The sequence below is a fragment of the Faecalitalea cylindroides genome, assembly GCF_028321995.1.
GTDB classification, from domain to species: domain Bacteria; phylum Bacillota_I; class Bacilli_A; order Erysipelotrichales; family Erysipelotrichaceae; genus Faecalitalea; species Faecalitalea cylindroides.
The window spans coordinates 1-20,068 of record NZ_JAQLXG010000019.1 but is presented as its reverse complement, the minus strand read 5'-3'; the positions used below and the strand labels follow the sequence as shown (position 1 = coordinate 20,068).

22 protein-coding genes are annotated in these 20,068 nt (G+C 35.0%); 12 read left to right on the top strand and 10 right to left on the bottom strand.

What is annotated here, in order from left to right:
• Positions 1–118: 118 nt before the first annotated feature.
• The 3 genes from PND65_RS09025 to PND65_RS09015 all read left to right on the top strand — a co-directional run bounded on the left by PND65_RS09025 (position 119) and on the right by PND65_RS09015 (position 3,824).
• Complete coding sequence (locus tag PND65_RS09025; protein ID WP_087158804.1) at positions 119–1,870, top strand: ABC-F family ATP-binding cassette domain-containing protein; 1,752 nt, start codon at positions 119–121, stop codon at positions 1,868–1,870.
• A gap of 1 nt (position 1,871) precedes the next feature.
• On the top strand, positions 1,872–2,807 hold the full coding sequence (locus PND65_RS09020; protein ID WP_271990130.1) for a DMT family transporter: 936 nt from the start codon (positions 1,872–1,874) through the stop codon (positions 2,805–2,807).
• A 69-nt stretch (positions 2,808–2,876) separates the two neighbouring features.
• On the top strand, positions 2,877–3,824 hold the full coding sequence (locus PND65_RS09015; RefSeq protein WP_087320490.1) for a type I phosphomannose isomerase catalytic subunit: 948 nt from the start codon (positions 2,877–2,879) through the stop codon (positions 3,822–3,824).
• A 21-nt stretch (positions 3,825–3,845) separates the two neighbouring features.
• Here PND65_RS09015 and PND65_RS09010 read toward each other — a convergent pair whose 3' ends face one another.
• Genes PND65_RS09010 through serC form a run of 3 tightly spaced genes read right to left on the bottom strand, consistent with a single transcriptional unit; the run spans position 3,846 to position 6,871 of the window.
• Positions 3,846–4,631, bottom strand: coding sequence for a histidinol-phosphatase HisJ family protein (locus tag PND65_RS09010; RefSeq protein WP_271990127.1), 786 nt, complete (start codon positions 4,629–4,631; stop codon positions 3,846–3,848).
• Positions 4,618–5,784 carry a phosphoglycerate dehydrogenase gene (locus PND65_RS09005; RefSeq protein WP_087158801.1) on the bottom strand — a complete coding sequence of 389 codons (1,167 nt, stop codon included), beginning with the start codon at positions 5,782–5,784 and terminating at the stop codon, positions 4,618–4,620. Before PND65_RS09005 ends, PND65_RS09010 begins: the two co-directional genes overlap by 14 nt.
• A gap of 1 nt (position 5,785) precedes the next feature.
• A complete protein-coding gene (gene serC, locus PND65_RS09000; protein WP_035401194.1) occupies positions 5,786–6,871 on the bottom strand; it encodes a 3-phosphoserine/phosphohydroxythreonine transaminase in 1,086 nt (361 codons plus the stop codon).
• A 186-nt stretch (positions 6,872–7,057) separates the two neighbouring features.
• Between serC and PND65_RS08995 the strand changes: the two genes are divergently transcribed.
• The 8 genes from PND65_RS08995 to PND65_RS08960 all read left to right on the top strand — a co-directional run bounded on the left by PND65_RS08995 (position 7,058) and on the right by PND65_RS08960 (position 15,325).
• Positions 7,058–8,335: an L-cysteine desulfidase family protein gene (locus tag PND65_RS08995; protein WP_271990125.1), complete on the top strand. Its 1,278-nt coding sequence runs from the start codon at positions 7,058–7,060 to the stop codon at positions 8,333–8,335.
• A gap of 48 nt (positions 8,336–8,383) precedes the next feature.
• Positions 8,384–8,827 carry an adenylate kinase gene (locus PND65_RS08990; RefSeq protein ID WP_271990123.1) on the top strand — a complete coding sequence of 148 codons (444 nt, stop codon included), beginning with the start codon at positions 8,384–8,386 and terminating at the stop codon, positions 8,825–8,827.
• A gap of 88 nt (positions 8,828–8,915) precedes the next feature.
• The gene (gene ruvA / locus PND65_RS08985; RefSeq protein ID WP_022355363.1) at positions 8,916–9,497 is read left to right on the top strand and encodes a Holliday junction branch migration protein RuvA; all 582 of its coding nucleotides are present in this window, start codon (positions 8,916–8,918) and stop codon (positions 9,495–9,497) included.
• A gap of 2 nt (positions 9,498–9,499) precedes the next feature.
• On the top strand, positions 9,500–10,510 hold the full coding sequence (ruvB, locus tag PND65_RS08980; RefSeq protein WP_271990121.1) for a Holliday junction branch migration DNA helicase RuvB: 1,011 nt from the start codon (positions 9,500–9,502) through the stop codon (positions 10,508–10,510).
• A 14-nt stretch (positions 10,511–10,524) separates the two neighbouring features.
• Positions 10,525–10,857, top strand: coding sequence for a hypothetical protein (locus PND65_RS08975; RefSeq protein WP_015536128.1), 333 nt, complete (start codon positions 10,525–10,527; stop codon positions 10,855–10,857).
• A gap of 113 nt (positions 10,858–10,970) precedes the next feature.
• The gene (locus PND65_RS08970; protein WP_270460085.1) at positions 10,971–12,509 is read left to right on the top strand and encodes a single-stranded-DNA-specific exonuclease RecJ; all 1,539 of its coding nucleotides are present in this window, start codon (positions 10,971–10,973) and stop codon (positions 12,507–12,509) included.
• A gap of 60 nt (positions 12,510–12,569) precedes the next feature.
• Complete coding sequence (locus PND65_RS08965) at positions 12,570–13,091, top strand: adenine phosphoribosyltransferase (protein ID WP_022355359.1); 522 nt, start codon at positions 12,570–12,572, stop codon at positions 13,089–13,091.
• A 26-nt stretch (positions 13,092–13,117) separates the two neighbouring features.
• Positions 13,118–15,325 (top strand): RelA/SpoT family protein, encoded by a 2,208-nt coding sequence (locus tag PND65_RS08960; protein WP_015536126.1) that lies wholly within the window; start codon positions 13,118–13,120, stop codon positions 15,323–15,325.
• Positions 15,326–15,338: 13 nt separating this feature from the next.
• Here the strand turns inward: PND65_RS08960 and PND65_RS08955 are convergent, their stop codons facing one another.
• The gene (locus tag PND65_RS08955; RefSeq protein WP_035401201.1) at positions 15,339–15,893 is read right to left on the bottom strand and encodes a YdcF family protein; all 555 of its coding nucleotides are present in this window, start codon (positions 15,891–15,893) and stop codon (positions 15,339–15,341) included.
• On the bottom strand, positions 15,883–16,908 hold the full coding sequence (locus PND65_RS08950) for a nucleotidyltransferase family protein (RefSeq protein WP_271990118.1): 1,026 nt from the start codon (positions 16,906–16,908) through the stop codon (positions 15,883–15,885). The genes PND65_RS08955 and PND65_RS08950 overlap by 11 nt, the downstream gene beginning before the upstream one ends.
• A gap of 114 nt (positions 16,909–17,022) precedes the next feature.
• Here PND65_RS08950 and PND65_RS08945 point away from each other — a divergent pair, with 114 nt between their 5' ends.
• Complete coding sequence (locus tag PND65_RS08945; protein ID WP_022355355.1) at positions 17,023–17,352, top strand: hypothetical protein; 330 nt, start codon at positions 17,023–17,025, stop codon at positions 17,350–17,352.
• Between the two features lie 188 nt (positions 17,353–17,540).
• Here the strand turns inward: PND65_RS08945 and PND65_RS08940 are convergent, their stop codons facing one another.
• The 5 genes from PND65_RS08940 to PND65_RS08920 all read right to left on the bottom strand — a co-directional run.
• Positions 17,541–18,062 carry a hypothetical protein gene (locus PND65_RS08940; protein ID WP_162606936.1) on the bottom strand — a complete coding sequence of 174 codons (522 nt, stop codon included), beginning with the start codon at positions 18,060–18,062 and terminating at the stop codon, positions 17,541–17,543.
• Positions 18,052–18,597, bottom strand: a complete 546-nt coding sequence (locus tag PND65_RS08935; RefSeq protein WP_022356404.1) for a DUF7010 family protein — start codon at positions 18,595–18,597, stop codon at positions 18,052–18,054. Before PND65_RS08935 ends, PND65_RS08940 begins: the two co-directional genes overlap by 11 nt.
• A 33-nt stretch (positions 18,598–18,630) precedes the next feature.
• A complete protein-coding gene (locus tag PND65_RS08930; protein WP_271990117.1) occupies positions 18,631–19,137 on the bottom strand; it encodes a GNAT family N-acetyltransferase in 507 nt (168 codons plus the stop codon).
• Between the two features lie 62 nt (positions 19,138–19,199).
• Positions 19,200–19,409: a hypothetical protein gene (locus PND65_RS08925; protein ID WP_035400590.1), complete on the bottom strand. Its 210-nt coding sequence runs from the start codon at positions 19,407–19,409 to the stop codon at positions 19,200–19,202.
• A gap of 158 nt (positions 19,410–19,567) precedes the next feature.
• A partial coding sequence (locus PND65_RS08920; RefSeq protein ID WP_271990115.1) for a tyrosine-type recombinase/integrase occupies positions 19,568–20,068 on the bottom strand: 501 nt, incomplete at its 5' end.

Genomic DNA, 20,068 nt, shown 5'->3' with positions numbered 1-20,068 from the left:
GACAAGAATCCGTCGTGGAGATGCAGCACCAATGGCAATCGTTCAATTCGTGAAGTAGGAAACTACTTCACTTTTTTTATCCTTTCCTATAAAATAGTCGTGTTAAAAGAGGGGTTATATGTTAATTTCAGTAGATAACTTAACGAAATATATCAATGAAAAATGTATCGTAAAAAAAGGATCTTTTACGATTGAAGAAAACGATAAAGTTGCCTTGATTGGTGTAAATGGAACGGGTAAATCTACTTTAATGAAGATCTTGGCAGGAATAGAAACATACGAAGAGGGTAAGATCATCAAAAAGAATGGATTAAAAGTTCATTTTTTACATCAGAATCCAAGTTTTACCAGTAAAACGATCTGGGAAGAAATTGTTTCCATCAATGAAAAGAACAATCATAAAGTTGAAGACTATGAAATGAAGACGATCCTTACTAAATTAGGATTACATGATTTTGATAAACAAATAGATGTTTTATCAGGTGGGCAAAGGAAACGACTAGCTCTAGCTTGTGCCTTGTTGACAAAATGTGATTTATTATTGCTGGATGAACCAACAAACCATTTAGATAATTCCATGGTGGAATGGTTAGAAAATTATCTGATCAAAATGAACACCGCTTTGTTGATGGTAACACATGACCGTTATTTTCTAGATTCGATCTGTAATAAGATCATAGAGCTGGATCAGGGCGATCTTTATATTCATAAAGGGAATTATGAAGTATATTTAAAGAATAAAGAAACACGTATAGAACTTGAAAATCAAGCAATTGCCAAACATAAAAATCTTTATAATAAAGAATTGGCATGGGTGCGTGCAGGGGTACAGGCTCGTTCGACAAAATCAAAAGCACGATTGGATCGTTTTGAAGAATTAAGAAATATGCGCTTTAAAGAACAGGAAAAATCATTTGAATTGGTCTCTTTAACAAAAAGGCTCGGTAAGAAGACAATTGAATGGAGTGGACTAGGTTTTGGATATGATGAAAATCTTCTGTTTAAAGATTTCAGCTATTCTTTATTGCGAACTGATCGTATTGGAATCATTGGTCCAAACGGATGTGGGAAATCTACGTTGTTAGAAATCTTATCGGGAAATTTAAAACCAACTTTAGGGTCTATTGAGTTTGGTGATACTGTCAGTATAGGATATTTTCGCCAGGGCGATAAAAATGTTGATACCTCAATGCGGGTTATTGATTATATCGAAGAAGTGGCACAAGTTATTGAATATAAAAAACAAATGATTACAGCTGCTGGCATGTTAGAGCGATTCTTGTTTGATCGTAATATGCACTATACGACTATTGACAGGCTCTCTGGTGGCGAAAGGAGAAGATTGTATTTATGCCGTGTCTTGATGCAGGCACCAAATATTCTTTTCTTGGATGAGCCTACAAATGACCTAGATATCACGACCCTTGATATTTTGGAAGATTACTTGGATGATTTTTCCGGAGCTATTATTACCGTAAGTCATGATCGTTATTTTTTAGATCGTGTCTGCGATAAGGTTTTTGTTCACCAGGATGATCTTACATTTAAACCATATGTAGGTGGATATAGCGATTATGTATTGAAGTCAAAAGAAGAAAAAGAAGTTCACATCAAAGAAAAAAAGGTATATAAACGCCCAAAACAAAATAAACTTACATACATGGAAAAAAAGGAATATGAAGAAATTTCAGCTAAGATGCCTTTATTAGAAGATGAAATAGCTCGTTTAAATGAAGTAATCAACGAAGTGGCAAGCGATTACGAAAAACTAAAAGAAGCAACAGATAAGCGTGATCAAATAGAAGAAGAGTTGGAAATACTCACGATGCGTTGGATGGAATTGGAAGAAAAACAGGAAGGTTTATCTTAGGATGAAACAGAAATTCTTTAAAAAGCCATTGAATGTAGTTTTGATTGCGATCTTTTGCACAGCATTGTGGGGAAGTGCGGCTCCATTCATTAAAACAGGTTATGCATTATTTGACATTGCCTCAAATGATACAGCTTCGATTCTTGTCTTTGCGGGCCTTCGTTTTACCTTGGCTGGTGTTCTTGTGATTGTTGCCGGTTCAAAGATTCAAAATAAGATCTTATTACCAGTTAAAAAAAGCATAAAAGCCATCTTTGTCTTATCGATCTTTCAGACCATGGGACAATATTTCTTTTATTATGTTGGCTTAGCACACACTAGTGGTGTCAATGGAGCTATCATTACTGGAACAGGGGCTTTTATTTCTTTGTTGGTGGCTGCGCTGGTATTTAAATATGAGAGAATGGATTTAAATAAAGTGACAGGATGCATGTTGGGTTTTATGGGAATCGTATTGATGAATATGGATGATTTTGCCAGTCTAAAAGTTTCTTTTTTAGGAGATGGTTTAGTCTTATGCAGTCAGCTATGTAGCTCATTTTCAGCTTCTTTTATCAAAAAATATACGCAGTCTTTTAATGCGGTCATGTTGAGTGGATATCAATTCTTTATGGGTGGCATCTTGTTGACATTGATTGGAATCCTTATGGGAGGAAGCCTTTTGTTGACAAATATTTCTGGAATGATGGTATTGATTTATTTGGCTTTTGTCTCGGCTTGTGCTTATACATTATGGGGAATCTTATTGTCGTATCATCCTGTCAGCAAGATTGGTATCTTTAATTGTTTGATTCCTGTTGTCGGTGTATTATTATCCAGCTTGATCTTACATGAAGAAGCATTCTCAATGAATATCGTGTTCGCATTGATCTTTATCAGTTTTGGAATTTATTTTGTTTCCAAAGAGAAAGATCCATTGACTATGGATGCTTCGTAATATGTTTTTATGAATCGTAGGTTGATAACTTGCGATTTTTATTTTATCTTGAGTATAGAGGTGGATATTATGAAGAAAATTGTAAAAGTAGAACCTTATTATGAACCTAGAATGTGGGGTGGAGGTAAACGTTTGATTGAAGAGTTTCACTATCAAACAGACATAGCTCCTTTAGGAGAAGTTTACAATGTTGTAGCTTTACCGAATCATGCGGATTGTTTTGTTCCTAATATGAATATGACCTTATCAAAGTTATATGAAGAAAAACCAGATTGGTTTGAATGTGAAACTGAGCAATTACCTATTCGAGTAAATATACTTGACCCAATGTATGATTTATCGATTCAGATTCATCCAGACGATGATTTTGCCAAAACATACAATGGAGGTCGAGGAAAACCGGAAGCCTGGGTCATTTTAGATGCACCAGAAGATGGTTATATCGAATTTGGACACCATGCCAAAACTAAGGAAGAGTTTATCTCAATGACGCAAAATAAAGAATGGGATAAGCTTTTAAGATATCTTAAAACACCGATTGACGGTTTTATTGATATTCCGAGTGGAACACTGCATGCGATTGGAAAAGGCGTGTTAACCTACAATATTTCAAGAAATGCGGATCTTACATTACGTTTATACGATTATGATCGCATTGATCCATCCACACACAAAAAAAGACCAATTCAACCAGAAGAAGTATATGAAAATGTAAATATTCCAGATAAAATGATTACATTTCAACAATATCCTTATGCGAATGAATTTGGTTGTAAGGTAACAAGATATTGGGATGAACCGGGCTTATATACTTTGATGCGAATTCAAACGGATACAGAGGGAAAATTTCTGCATGAACGATTTGCCTTTTATACTTGTGTAAAAGGAGAAGGCATGATCAATGATATGCATATTCGTCAAGGCGAAACAATCTTAGTTCCAAATCACATGGGGTGGATTAAAATCAAGGGGAAGCTTGATTTATTCTTAGCCTCTTATCGAAATCAACACATATAAAAAGAAGTAAGATTTTGTGTCTTACTTCAATAATTCGAAGAAACGTGCGACATCTTCAGGATAGTGGGCATCGCTGGCACTGATGATCTCGACGTTTTTTTCTTTTAGGATGTTTCTAAAATCATCGTTTAGACCAATATCCGGATGATGATAGCGATAATGAGCACCTGTATTATCTTCCATCTTTACGTGATGCTTGATCGCAAGATCTGCTAGTTCTTGATAAGTATCATGTAGATCATAACCTGGATCATAGCCATACATTTTTATGACATCAGGATGTCCAATCTGTGTAAAAAGATTTGAACGGATAGCTCCTTTTAAATTCTCATAATATTTCTGATAGATTTCTTTAGGGTCATGTTTGTCCCACAGCAATTGCCTGCTGAAGGCATCCATATCATATAGATATCCATCAACGGAGTGTACACTGCCAACAAGAAAATCGTATGGATACGATGTAAGCAGAGGTTTAAGAAAATCCTCATAGCCAGGCATATAACACACTTCTAGACCAAAGCTAACCTGAATAGGAAATTCTTCTTGTCTGATTTCTTCAATCAGGGCATAATACTCTTTGATTGAATTTTTTTGTTTTTTCTCAAACCATTCTCGCTGCACATCAATCTTACAGATTTCTTCATACATATCTTTGAATTCATAAAAACGATGCGTGTGATCAAGAATCTGAATGTGTTTTAGACCTTTATTTATCGCAGCTTGAATAAATGTATAAACCGTATCTTTAGATAGATCACCATTTTCTAGATGGGTATGGCCATCGATATAATGTTTATTCTCCGGCATATGTCGTAACTCGTGTGACACCATCGATCTGTCGAATCTTATTGATGATGGCATCGCTGGCCTCATGGTCTAAATCTAACATTGTATAGGCAATATCTTTTCTTGATTTGTTTAATAAGTTTTCGATATTGACGTTTTCTGTAGAGAGCGTATCGGTGATCTTAGTTAACATCTTAGGAATGTTTTTATGAATAACGCAAATTCTAAATTTATGGTTAAAATCCATAATTGCTTCTGGCATATTGACAGAGTTTTTGATATTTCCATATTGTAAGAAATGGATTGTTTCTTTGGCAGCCATTACAGCACAGTTATCTTCACTTTCACTGGTTGAAGCTCCTAAATGAGGGATAGGAATGACATGTGGATGTCCAGCTAATTTTGGTGTAGGAAAGTCAGTGATGTAGCAGGCAACTTTACCAGAATCCAAAGCTTCTAACATATCGTCTTCATTGATCAATCCACCACGAGCAAAATTTAAGATCTTGACTCCGTTTTTCATCATATCTAGAGCCTCTTTGTTGATGATACCTTTGGTTTGATCATTTTGGGGAATATGCAAAGTGATAAAATCACACTTTTTATAAATATCTTCTATAGCTTTTTCGTGTTTAACATAACGTGATAAATTCCAGGCTGCATCAACAGACATATACGGATCATATCCGTGTACATCCATATCAAAACGCAAAGCTAAATTGGCTACTTGAATACCAATGGCTCCACAACCAATTACGCCAAGTGATTTTTTGGCTAGTTCATTGCCGGCATATTGTTTCTTTTGTTTTTCCATGTCTTTGGCCAAGTTTTCATTGTTGGTTTGGCTTTTGGCCCATTCAATACCATGATAGATGTCGCGGCTGGCCATCAACATACCTGCGAAAACAAGTTCCTTGACTGCGTTTGAATTTGCTCCTGGTGTGTTAAAAACAACGATTCCTTTTTTCGTGCATGTGTCGATATCAATATTATTGACACCAGCACCGGCACGGGCAATTGATTTTAAATTAGGGTTATAATCGATATCAAATAGGTTTGCACTTCTTACTAGGATCGCATCTTCATTTTCCATGTCTTCGCTTACATCATATCGTTCATCGAATGCATTGATTCCTATGGGTGCGATATTGTTATAGAGTTTGATCTTATACATATTAATTCTCTCCTATATTTTCTTCTTCAAATTTTCTCATGAATTTGATCAATGCTTCAACACCTTCGATAGGCATTGCGTTATAAAGGCTGGCACGCATACCACCAACACTTCTATGTCCTTTTAGATTGACCAAACCAGCTTCTGTGGCTTCTTTGACAAATTTTTTGTCAAGTTCTGGATCTCCAGTTACAAATGGGATATTTGTATAAGAACGATCCTCTTTGTTGACTGGATTAGAATATAGTTTAGAACTATCGATATAGTCATATAACATCTTGGCACGTTTATGTGTGATCTTTTCCATCTCTTCTAGACCACCAATTTGTTCCTCGATCCATTCTAAGACCAATCCAACGATATAGATGGTATATGTTGGAGGCGTGTTATACATTGAATCGTTATCCGCATATGTTTTGTAGTTTAACATATCTGGAATTTGATCATTTTCCTGCAACAAAGCTTTCTTGATGATGACAACAGTAACACCGGCAGGTCCCATATTCTTTTGAGCCCCCGCAAAGATCAAATCGTATTTTGATACATCGGTTGGTTCACTTAAGATGCAACTTGATAAATCCGCAACTAATAATTTTCCATCATGAACTGGCAGTTCTTTATATTTAGTTCCATAAATCGTGTTGTTTTCGCAGATATATAAGTAATCTGAATCTGGGGTTAGATCTTCTTTTGTGATCTTAGGAATATAGGTGAAGTTATCATCCTGGCTAGAGGCAATGACATTTACTTTGCCAAGTTTCTTTTGTTGAGCGATAGCTTTCTTTGTCCATTGCCCAGTATTGATGATATCTGCACTATGTTTTAAAAGGTTGATAGCCGTCATGATAAACTGCATAGAACCTCCACCTTGAATAAAGAGGATTTCATAATCTTCAGGGATGTTCATCAGTCTTCTTAAACGGTCTTTACATGTATGTAATATATCTTCAAATGCTTTGGAGCGATGGGACATTTCCATAACACTCATGCCACTTCCGTGAGCATCCAGCATTTCTTCACTTGCTTTTTTTAATACCCATTCAGGTAGGCAGGCAGGGCCTGCGCTAAAGTTATAAACTCTACTCATCTTGTTACCTGGTGGTTGCTTGCTTCAGCCACCTTATCCTTTCTGATAATACACATGATTATACTCTTGTTTTACGAGAATTCAAGAAAAATGTTCATAATATATAATCAAATGTACATAAAATAAGCACAAAAATATTTTATAACGAATTAACTTTTATTATGATATACTGTTTGTGGTGATTGTATGAATGAGCAAATGTATATTGATTTACTGGAAAAAGAACTGGTTCCTGCTATGGGATGTACCGAACCTATTGCGATAGCTTTTGCGTGTGCAAAGGCTAAAGAAATTTTAAATGACGAAGTGGTACAGGTAGATATTTTTGCCAGTGGAAGTATTATAAAGAATGTTAAAAGTGTCACGGTGCCTAATACTGAAGGAAAAAAAGGTATTCAAAGTGCGGCTGCGATTGGTATCGTTGCCGGTAATCCAGATCTAAGTTTAGAGGTCTTATCCAAAGTTGATAAGGAACAAATCAAGATCATGAATGAATTTATGGAACAAGTTCCTATCAAAGTGCATCATTTAAAGACTCACTGTACTTTGGATATCGTTGTAAAACTTGCATCAAAAGAACATAATTGTGTGCTGCGCATTCAAGATGAACATGATAACATTGTGTATGTAGAAAAAGACGAGCAGGTCGTGTTTGATAAAAGCACAAGTGCTGATAATAAAGATCTATTAGATCAAATTGAATTTTCGATGCAGGATATCTTTGATTTTACGAACATTGTTGATTTAGAGAAAGTTAAGCCATGCTTAGATCGACAGATCGAATATAACATGAAGATTGCTACAGAAGGTTTGAATCATAGCTATGGAGCGAATATAGGATCCATTCTTTTATCACAGAATCCTGACTCTATATCCAATATGGCTAAGGCTTATGCAGCTGCAGGTTCAGATGCAAGAATGAGTGGTTGTGAACTTCCTGTCATCATTAACAGCGGAAGTGGAAATCAGGGTATGACGGTTTCATTACCGGTTGTTATTTATGCTAGAGAACTTAAGAAATCAAAGGACCTTTTGTACAGGGCCTTATTGATTTCAAATCTGGTAGCTCTATATCAGAAGAAGTATATAGGCAGACTTTCTGCTTTTTGTGGGGCTGTAAGTGCCGGTGCTGCAGCTGGAGCGGGAATTGCTTATTTACTGGATCAAAGTTTAGATACGATTTGTCATACGATCGTAAATGCTTTGGCAATTACTTCTGGTTTACTTTGTGATGGAGCTAAACCAAGCTGTGCAGCTAAGATTGCAGCAAGCGTGGATGCTGGAATCATGGGATGCATGATGTATAAGGAAAATGGTTCTCAATTTTATCGAGGAGAAGGAATCGTTGCTAAGAATACAGATGAGACAATTCGTGGTGTTGGACATATTGCCAAAGATGGTATGAAGGAAACCAATGAGGAAATCATTAAATTGATGATCAGTGATCTAGATGGAAACAAATAAGTTTCCGTCTTTTTTTCAATCTCTTATAAATGGTATAATCATTTAAAGATGGGCTTGATTCGCTCTGGATTGATCAATGTTTCAGTCGATGAAGATGAAAAGATAACACTCTATCTATTGCCAATTCTTAAAGAAATAATTAAAACAGCTATTGAAAATCATCAGAATTTAATTGTTGAAGGGGCCTATATACCTTTTGATTTTGAAGAAAGTTTTAGTGAAGAATACAAAAAAGAAATTGATTATGTTTGTCTTGTCATGGCCAAAGAATATATCCAAGATTATTTTAATGACATTAAAATCTATGCCGATGTGATTGAAAAAAGATTGGATGATTCTTATTGTACGTATGATAATTTGATCAAAGAGAATGAATATAATAAACGTATGTGTTCTCGTTATGGACATAAGATCGTTTTGATCGATAAAGATTATGATATTGATGCGATTATAAATTGTCACTTTTCAAAGATCAGGTGTAATAGAATATAGAAGGTGTGTTGAATCAAAGGTCTGCATGACTAACATCCTAAAAAAGAGCATTTTATGGTATAATGTTCGAAGTTAAAAAGGAGAGTTTATGATAGCTTTTGTATCAGGAATCGTTCGTTTGATTCGAACGGATTCAGTTGTATTGGATGTCCATGGCGTTGGTTATGAGGTTTTTATCAGCAATGCCTTAACACAAAAAATAGGTGACGAATTATTTTTATATACATATCAACATGTTCGTGAAGATGCCATGCTCCTATATGGCTTTATCAAACAAGAAGATTATGAAGTTTTTATGCGCTTGATCAATGTAAAAGGAATTGGACCAAAAACTGCACAGACTATGTTGGCTGTGTGTCCTGGTTCTAAGATGATACAGGCAATTGAAGAAGATGACGTAAAATTATTAAAGTCTTTACCGGGAATTGGAGCGAAAACGGCTTCTCAGATCGTGTTGGATCTAAAAGGGAAGTTTGTCAGTGTTGAGACTAAAGAAGAAACGATTTCGAATCCAGTATGGAAAGAAACGCAGGAAGCTTTAGTTGCCCTTGGATATAAGGTGAATCAATTAACTGGTGTTAGAAAAGAACTCGCAAATAAAACAGATTTAAATGTAAATGAAATGTTGAGAATGGCCTTGGCAATCCTGGCTAAAAGAAATGGGGTATAAACTTGGAGAATAATCGTACAGTAGATGCACACTTGCAGGAAAATGACAGTATCGAAACTACATTAAGACCAGCTTCTTTGGATGAATATATTGGACAAAAGGATCTTAAGGAAAACCTTAAGGTATTTATTAATGCAGCCAAACAAAGAAACGAAGCTTTGGATCATGTTTTATTATATGGTCCTCCAGGTTTAGGGAAAACGACCTTGGCTTATATCCTTGCCAATGAGATGCATGGAAATTTAAAAACGACCAGTGGCCCTTCGATAGAAAAAAGCGGCGATCTTGCAGCCATCCTTTCCACACTGGAACCAGGAGATGTCTTGTTTATTGATGAGATCCATCGTTTAGCTAAACAAGTTGAAGAAGTATTGTATCCAGCCATGGAAGATTATTGTCTTGATATCATTGTTGGAAAAGACAGTGCAACCACACATAATATTCGCTTGAGCCTTCCACCTTTTACGCTTGTAGGAGCCACAACAAGGGCAGGAGATTTGAGTGCGCCATTACGCGATCGTTTTGGAATCGTGAATCAATTGGAATACTACGATCTGGATGAATTGTCACAAATTGTGGCACGAACGAGTCGTGTCATGAATACAAAGATCGAAGAAAGGGCAATCAAGGAAATTGCTCTTCGTTCACGCGGGACTCCTCGTATTGCCAATCGATTATTTAGGCGTGTACGGGATTTTGCCCAGGTCTACAATAATGGCATTATTTCATTGGAAATTGCTCAGGATGCATTGGATAAGCTAAAAGTGGATCATTTGGGATTGGATAATGTTGATCATAAATATTTGCGTGGTATCATCGAACGTTTTAAAGGTGGTCCAGTGGGACTAGAAGCAATTGCTTCCAGCATTGGTGAAGAACCTATGACGTTGGAAGATGTTTATGAGCCTTATTTATTACAGATTGGTTTTATTAATCGAACGCCTCGTGGTCGAGTTGTTACTCCTAAGGCGTATGAACATCTAAAAATTGAATATCAACCGGATTTATTTTAAACAGGAAAAAGAGAATGACTCTACGTTCATTCTTTTTTTATTGGTCATATTGTTTGATTCATACTATGATTTCTTTTATGATGAACTTAGAGAAAAGAGTGATAGAAGTGAAATTAAAAGAAGGACAAAAAGTCTATTATTTGATTGGTGGTTTTGTTGAAAGTGGACATGTAATTGATTTAGAAAAGAAACCATATGGGTATATATTCCGTTTAGATTCATATGGTGGTTGTGAAGGGCAATATACTATTGATGAATCGCAAATAGGGATTTCGGTATTTTTAACTGAAGAAGAGGCTAAAAGCCATATGCATGAACAAAATCGCGGTTTTCCCGCTTATTGTTAGAAAGGAACGTATATCGTTCTTTTTTTTGTGATCATGTCAAAGAGCTCTTCTTTTTGGATGAGTGGACAAATCCTTTTTATTTGATTTATAATTTACGCATGGAAAATTTATCAATGTTAGCACAAAAAGTGCTTTCTATGTTAGAGAAAGATCAAACAAAATGGGCAGAATGGACGCAATTAAAAGACTTATATCCAGTCAGTGAAAGTGATGCCGTGAAAGGATTCGTTGATATTATTAAGCAGGCAAAAAAAGATCAGGATAAGGTCATCGTTGCCGGAGACTATGATTGTGATGGGATCATGGCAACAACGATCATGGTTAGAGGTCTAAGAAAATTTGGTATCGAATGTGGTTTCTATATTCCAAATCGAATTCGCGAAGGATATGGATTAAACGTTGATACAGTAAGATTAGCTCATCAAAGAGGTTATAAGATTATTGTGACCGTTGATAATGGTGTAAAAGCATCAAAAGCTTTATCTTTGGCCAAAGAATTAGGTATGAAAGTCATTGTCACAGATCATCATACGATTGAAGAAGATGTGGATTGTGAACTTCTAGTGCATCCAACTGTGATGGAAGAGCAGTTTCATACACTTTGTGGTGCGGGGGTTGCCTATGAATGCATACGAGCTTTAAGGACCGATACAGAATATGAGCTGGAATTAGCTTGTGTTGCCTCCATAGGAGATGTAATGCAGGTAACCAATCAAACAAGGGCAATTATCCAAAATGGATTAAAGGTATTAAATAGAGAAAAGGAAAATCATCTTTTTGCTTTTGCCAGTGATCGAATCTTAAATGAAACCAGCGTTGGTTTTCAAATTGTTCCTAAGTTAAACGCGGTAGGAAGATTAAGCAATTTAGGCAATGTAAATAATGTCGTTCGTTATTTTTTAAGCGAGGATATCAAGGAAATAACTTCCATGCAGGCACAGATCAATCATATCAATGATCTAAGAAAAAAGATGAGTGAACAGATGTGTAAAGACGCTTTAAAAAAATGTCATACATCGCAACCAATCCTTTTTGTCAATGACGCCAGTTTCCATGAAGGGATCATCGGTTTAGTTGCCGGTTCTTTATCTTCATCATATCAAAAACCTGTGATTGTCATGACCAATAACGAACAAGGATTCAAAGCTAGTATGCGGGCACCTGATGGATTTGACTGTATGGAATTCTTAAAAGATTTTAGTGGTTTTCAAGAGATTGGAGGCCATAAACAGGCAGCCGGGTTCTCAATTGATTTACAAGATCTGGATGAATTTGTGAAATATATTCGTCAAAAGATCCAAGTATATTCTTGGCAGGCTAAACCTCTTGATACGCTGTTAGTCAATGAGGAAGATATCAGTATTGCATCAATCGAAAGCTTAGATGTCATGCGTCCTTTTGGACCAGGTTTTGTATGCCCGTTATTTGAATTGAATGATGTACAGATCAAATCGGTATTCGATATTCAAAATGGAAAGCACCGTAAATTTACCCTTCAAAGTGGTTTACAGTGCATGAATTTTAATCAAAGTGACTTGGATCGTGATAAAAGTGTGATTTCAATTGCGGGATTCATTGGAAATGTGCAAATAAATCAATATAGAGGAAAAAAACAAGCAACATTTATTATTGAGAAGATCAAATATAAGTAAAATACGATTGTTTGATTGATGGAGTTAGTGTAGAATGAAAACAATGAAGAGGTATAACACATGGATTTAAAAAAATATATTGCCAGTATTCCTGGCTTTCCTAAAGAAGGAATCATCTTTCGCGATGTAACACCAATCCTGGAAACTCCTGAGGCGATGCATTATGTAGTAGATGCATTTACAGAGTTTGCCAAGCAAACTGGAGCGGATTTGATCTTAGGACCAGAGGCTCGTGGTTTCTTGTTTGGGGTGCCAGTTGCCTTAGAAGCTAATTTACCATTTGCTCCGGTTCGTAAACCCGGAAAACTACCACGAGAAACGGTAGAAGAAACATATGAACTGGAATATGGAACTGATAAATTGTGTATTCATGCGGATGTTATAAAGCCAGGTCAAAAAGTTGTGATCATCGATGATCTATTAGCAACAGGTGGTACAGCTGAAGCAATCGTTCGAATGGTTAAAAAACTTGGTGGTGAAGTGGTTGGTTTAGGCTTTATCATTGAGTTGGATGATTTAAAAGGGGTCGATAAATTTGGCGGTATTCCTGTTTGTGTATTAACACATTTTGAAGGAGAATAAAATCGTAAAAGAAAGGGGTGCGAGGAATGAGTCAAAAGAAACAAGTAACATTTGAAGAATGTATGCAAAATATTCAGACGTATATCAAACGTCCTGAAAATATAGAACTGATTCAGCGTGCCTATGATTTTGCCTATAAACATCATGAGGGGCAGTTTCGTAAAAGTGGAGAACCATATGTTGTCCATGTTATCCAGGTTGCCAATACATTGGCGTTATTACATTGTGGACCAAAAACTATTGCGGCAGGCTTGCTGCATGACACAGTGGAAGATTGTGAAGGCGTGACCGATGAAGTCATTACTCAGGAATTTGGAGAAGAGATTTGTACTCTGGTCGATGCGGTGACAAAGATTGGGAATATTCAGTTTAAGGATGAAAAAGAATATCTTGCCAGCAACCATCGTAAACTTTTTATTGCGATGGCAAAAGATATTCGTGTTATCTTGATCAAATTAGCCGATCGTCTTCATAATATGCGTACTCTGCAGTATATGCGGGAGGAAAAGCAAAAGAAAATTGCCAAAGAAACACTATCTGTATATGCGCCAATTGCGCATCGTTTAGGTATCAGTGAAATCAAAAATGAATTAGAAGATCTATCATTTAAATATATAGAGCCTAAAAAATATGAAGAGATTAAAAATCTTGTTAAACAAAGAGAAAGTGATCGCATTGAGCAGGTCAATATGATGATCAATGATATTAAGATCATCCTGGATAATTTCAATATCCCATACCGTATTTTTGGCCGATCCAAACATTTCTATTCAATTTATAAAAAAATGGTGACAAAGCATAAGCGGTTTGAAGAGATCCTTGATTTGCTGGCGATTCGCATTGTTACAGATTCTGTTGTTCATTGTTATGAAATACTAGGTTATATCCATGCAACATATCGTCCAATACCTGGACGTTTTAAAGATTATATTGCGATGCCAAAAGCGAATATGTATCAATCATTGCATACGACGATAGTAGAACCAGAATCAGGTCACATTTTTGAAATTCAAATTCGTACAGAAGATATGGATGCAATCGCCGAACGAGGTGTTGCAGCTCATTGGAAATATAAAGAAAAACCTAATTCTGTACCGGAAATTGAACAAAAAGAAATCGAAGACAAATTGTCCTGGTTTAGAGATTTCTCAATGATGACCGATGAAGAAAGCGAAGATCCGCTAGAATACATGAATGTATTACAAAAGGATATCTTTGAAGCCAATGTCTATTGCTTGACTCCTCGAGGCAAGGTAATAGCCTTGCCAAGTGGATCGACTCCAATTGATTTCGCCTATAGGATCCATACAGAAGTAGGACATAAGACGGTGGGAGCTACGGTCAACGGAGCTATCGTGCCGTTAAATACACCATTAAAGACAGGAGATGTTGTGGATATTTTAACGAACAATAATTCTCCTGGACCTAGTAAAGACTGGATCAAGATCGTTAAAAGTGGTCATGCCCGCAATAAGATTCGTGCCTTTTTACAAAAACAGGAAACGGCAAATTCTAAAGAGTATATCAAAAAGGGTGAACAAATGTTGCAGGATGAATTTAAACGTTTGAAACTGGATGAGAATTTATTACAGCCAAAACGTGTTGAAGCAATTTTGCCAACGCTGTCCTTTAAGAATTTAGATGATCTCTATATTGGTATTGCCAATAAACGTGTATCTTTGCAGGCAGTTGTTGATCGTCTTGCCAAAAATCGTCAAACAACTATTGATGATGAAGAAATCATGAAGATATATAATTCTCATGCCAATGCTCATCCATCTAAAAAAACGGGTTGTGGTGTCATTGTTCCAGGTATTGATACGATTCAGGTATCTTTAGCTAACTGTTGTAATCCAATCCCTGGCGATCCAATTCTAGGATATATAACTAAAGGACAGGGAGTTAAGGTACATCGTGCAGACTGCCCAAATATTATAAATGAAAAGAAACGTTTGATTCCGGTTATATGGGATGAAAATCTAGAGGAAAAGCAATATGATGTACAGCTTGTTATCTATAGTGATGATCGAAACTATTTGTTAAGTGATATTGTTACGACTTTGCAGCAATCGAATGCTCATTTGAAACATGTTGATTCTTCAGCGGATGATAATGGGATTACCGCAACAACAAAACTTACGATCACTGTCAAAGATGCTGATCATCTTCAAGTAATTATGGCTAATCTAAAAAAGGTTAGAAGCGTTAATGAAGTTATTAGAACAATACAATAAAGAAGACAGGAAACTAATATTTTCCTGCCTTTTTTAATAATTCGATCTTGATGTAGATATATCGAGAGGCGATTTCTCGAATAATATGTCGGAGTTTGTGATCAGGATAAGTATATGCAGAGTAATTTGAATAGAACTCTTTAGCTATGGCACAGGATCTTTTGGCATGTAATGAGCCTGTTAGAATCAAGATAGGAACGTCTTGAGTAATTCTAGACGAATTTTTAAAATTTTCATATGTGTTTCTAGCCTGTGTTTCACAGATGATTGGCATAGAGCATTTTTGTTGGATGAACTTTGCCATTTCTTTGGATTCTGTATATTGGTTCTTAACGGCTCCTCCGGAAATAACCAAAGTATCAAATAGATTTTTTTGATAGGCTTCTATTGCAAGTTCGCATCGTTTGATCTGACTTGTAGCCATACTTCCATCATCATGACTAGGACAGCCTAATAAAAGTGCATAGGGATATTTTTGCTTTTTTAAAGATGGAATAGGAGGCAGGAAATAATAGTAAATGCCAATCAAGATGCAAATGAGTATGACCAAAAAAAGACTAACCAGCATAACGAATGATCTCACTTTCTTTTAATGGAGTCGTTAATACGGAATTATACAGCGCTTTAGATTTGATTTCGATTTCTTTTAAAAAGTCTGGAAGATCACCAAATCGAGTGTAAATTGGCTGGTCTTTATTTTGTTTTAAGAGCTGTTGCCCTTTTTCGTTAAAACCTAAAACTTTTACACCATAAAAGCTGGCATTTGTTTGCATCTTTTCTTTTGATATCTGTAATAGTATGAATAGACAAGTGCGCTGGATTCTGGCACGGGTATATGTTTTGGAAATAGATGCATTTAAAAAAATTTGCCAATCATCATATTTTCGTGCATTTTCTTTTAATCGGAATTCTATGCCCTCATTTACCATAAATAAGGAGGATAAATAAGAAGCCGGTGTCATTAAAAGAAAGGTTTTAAGATACGGATAATATGACTGCCAGTTCTGCTCTTTTAAAAAGTACTGGTCATTGAACTGCTTTTTACCGGCAAAATAATCGGCACGTGTTTTTGTAGCACTGATAAAGTCATTGTTTCTTTGTATACAGACCGGTTCAATATCATGATCTTGACAAAAGCGAATATATTGAATGCCCAAAATATCATTGGATCCTAGACTATCTAATGCTCTTGAAGTATTTAGACTTTGAGAGAGTGTAGGGTCGATCGTAATTGAACTTAATTCGTTTGTGTATTTTTTTAAATACTCGATATCATTTGTTTCAGATCCAAAACAAATCGTATCAACATTTAAACAAGAGAGCGATTGTATGGCATATTTCGCAAAGTAATCGGCACTCTGTGAAGCATAACAGGCAGGTAATTCTAAAACGAGATCGACACCATTTTGTAAGGCTAATTTTGTTTTATCTTGTCTGGAAATAAGGCTGGGAAGACCTCTTTGAGAATAGAAGCCAGAACAGATTGCTACCAAAACATCACCGTATTGTTTGGCTTTTTGTATATGATAAATATGTCCTTGATGAAAAGGATTGTATTCTGTAATAATTCCTACTGTTTTCATGGGTATATAGTATCATATTTTCTTAGAAGAAAAAAACTTCACCAGTTAAGGAAGAGATTCATTATTTATTTTCAAATAAATTGTCAGTATAATATCTCAGGATAGGAGAAGAAAATGAATTTTTACAGTGTTTTAGTTTGGGTAGGAGCAGGTATAGTAGTGTTGATTTCTTTAGTCATGATGATAACCGGAAGACCTATTTGGATGAATGAGAAAAAATATACGTATGATTCTTTAGAGAGTTTTTCTCGTGTTGGTGGAGCTATGGGAGTTGTTATCGGAATCAGTGCCGGGATCGTTTTATATAATCTTGCCCAGTCTACAGTCAATACCATGTCAATGGTATCTCTAGTCGTGCTATGTATAACTTATGTATCTTATTATGTATGTAAGAAGAAAATGTTGATCCTTAAGGGGACAAAATTAAAGAAAAAGAAAAAATAAGATAGATTAAGTATTTTTTCTATACTGAAAACAAAGGGAGATAGAGGTACATATTGTTGACTCTGACATAATTCAACTTTACGCTTATATTGGAGGAAAACAGTACTTTCCAGATATTGAAAAGCGGCCAATCATAAAGACTGATCGCTTTGTATAATACTGGATATGAAATTGTTAAATTAGGATTTTCAAACCATCTTACTCATTATTAAAGCAATAATTAAAGCAATTATTGCAAATCCAACTATGGTTCCCAGCCATTTAACTATTTTCATTTTTGTAGGAATATAAGGTTTTAATTCTTCTGTATTGGGTATATCCCACGCTTTTGTATGTTCTACCCAATACCAGTCAACAAAAAATCTATCAAATAGTCCCATTATATACATTATTAATAAACTTTGAATAAAAATATCTCCAAACTCTCTTGCACCATTTATATAGCAAACCATCAATGGCACAAGAATAAAACAAGGCAAGTATAAAACTATAATTGATATAATGGTTTGTTTCTTTATTTCTTTTTGAGTAGTATATCCTAATTTTATTGCTTTTTCTTGAACATTCTTTTCGTAAAACACAGTAAATTTTTCAGGACCATTTGCTATACCAATAACACAAAACATTAAAAGTATAAAACATAATACTATACCTTCCATTAGAATTAACATTAAAATCAACTCACTTTCAAATTCCAATTTATTGGACATAATCATTTACTATTCTCTTATTCTCAAATGATAACAGGACACTAAATATTATTTCTATCAGTATCATCATTATTGCAAGAGTATAATTAGCAAAATTTAAACCAACTATCAAAGATAATATTGGAATAATTATTGACAATACCATATATGTTTTTGAATTATATAACCAACTGTATGGCAATAAATGTGCTCCGAATATCATAGCAATAACCATTAGCATTTTATCTGGCAATGTAGGATAAATCCACATTGCTATTAAAAGGTATATCATTTGATTTGCAGAAAATAGTATTCCTAAGTAGTTTAATGGATTACTTTTATCTTGAAATTGTATTTTTAATATTTTAGAAATTAAAAAAGCTATAGGTAATAATGGTGCAGTGCAACAAAATGTTAATAGATTTTTTGTTAATATAGGTAAATCTGTTAATTGTACGATTAAAACCATAATCCATATTACTACTGATGCAATGATAAAATGAATACCTTTCTTTTGCTTTTGGGCACAATCTTTTTTTAAATCTTTCAAGTTCATTTTTTATCTCTCCTCAATAAATTAGGATTTATTTTACAACTTGATTTCATATCCAATTTCACGTAAAACATATCCATCGTCAAACACTTCATCATAAACTCCATTAACTTTTGTGAAACCATTTTTTTGATACAATCGAATAGCTGGTTTATTTATATCTACTACAAATAATCGTAAATATTCAGCACCAATTGATTTAGAAATTTCTTTTGCTTTATTGAGCATTTGCTGACCAATTCCTTTTTTAGAATACTCAACATTAACACCCAATCGGTCAATATACATTGCTTTAGCAGATTTTTCACTCCATTCAACATAAGCTTCTCCTGCATTGTTATCACATAAAGCAAAAGCAGATATGATTTCTTCATCATCTGCAATAACATAAAGACGCTTGTTATTTATGTCATCTTCAAAGAACTCGCAAGGATAAATATCGTCCCAAATTTGAATGTTATTTTTATTCATATTTTTTATGATTTCTTTATAAATTATTTTCAGTTGTTTCAAATCTTCTATTCTTGCTAGTCTAAATTCCATCTTATCATCTCCAAAAATTCGATGTTGTTCATTATAATTACACTTCTAAATTGTAATTTGTATTACTTTGAACTTTTCTTTTTTATTTTAGCAATGAACAAGACAAATGATAAAATTAACCAAGCAACAAATCCTACTTTAAATCCTACAAGCCAAGTATTTTCATAACTTAATTTAAATAGTATATCTAAAATTTTCATTGTTGTTGTTGCACATAATAACATCACAACTAAAAATAAGATTTCTAAAATTATAAACTTTATTTTTTTCATAATAGCATACACCTCTACAAATTCCAATTTGCCGAAATATATTTCTAACTTTCCCTATTTTACAGGCTTTCCAGCCTGTGCATTAGCGAAACGATATGTATTTTCCCTTATTTTTGCCCTTATGAGATAATCGTAAGGGAAATAAGGGAAAGTTTTATTTAGTCATTGCCTGCCACTTTATCAAGTAACCTTGCAGATTCCCGCTTGGCTTTTCTTGTAGAGTGTGCATAGACATTCATGGTGGTACTGACATCTGAGTGCCCTAACAGTTCCTGCACATCCTTTGGTGCTGCTCCATTTGCCAGAAGGTTGCTTGTGTAGGTGTGTCGCAACTGGTGAAAATGAAATCCTTCAAATCCATCCAGTTTCTGAGCAATCTTCCTGCAAACAATTCCTAACGTGCTTGGCAGTTCCAAACTTCCATCCGGTCTTAAGCAGACAAAGGATATTTCCTTATAATCTTCTGGAACATTCTCTGTTCCGTCCAGATGATAGAACTCATAGTAAACTCTGTTTTTGTCTTTTACTTCTCTGTAGTAGTTTTTATGGTAAAGTTCTCCGTACTGCATTCGGTTTTTAAGTTGTTCCTTTCGGGCATTGCGAAGAATCTCTGCCAGTGTATCTCCAAAATCAACAATCCTTACCTTTTTTCGTTTGGT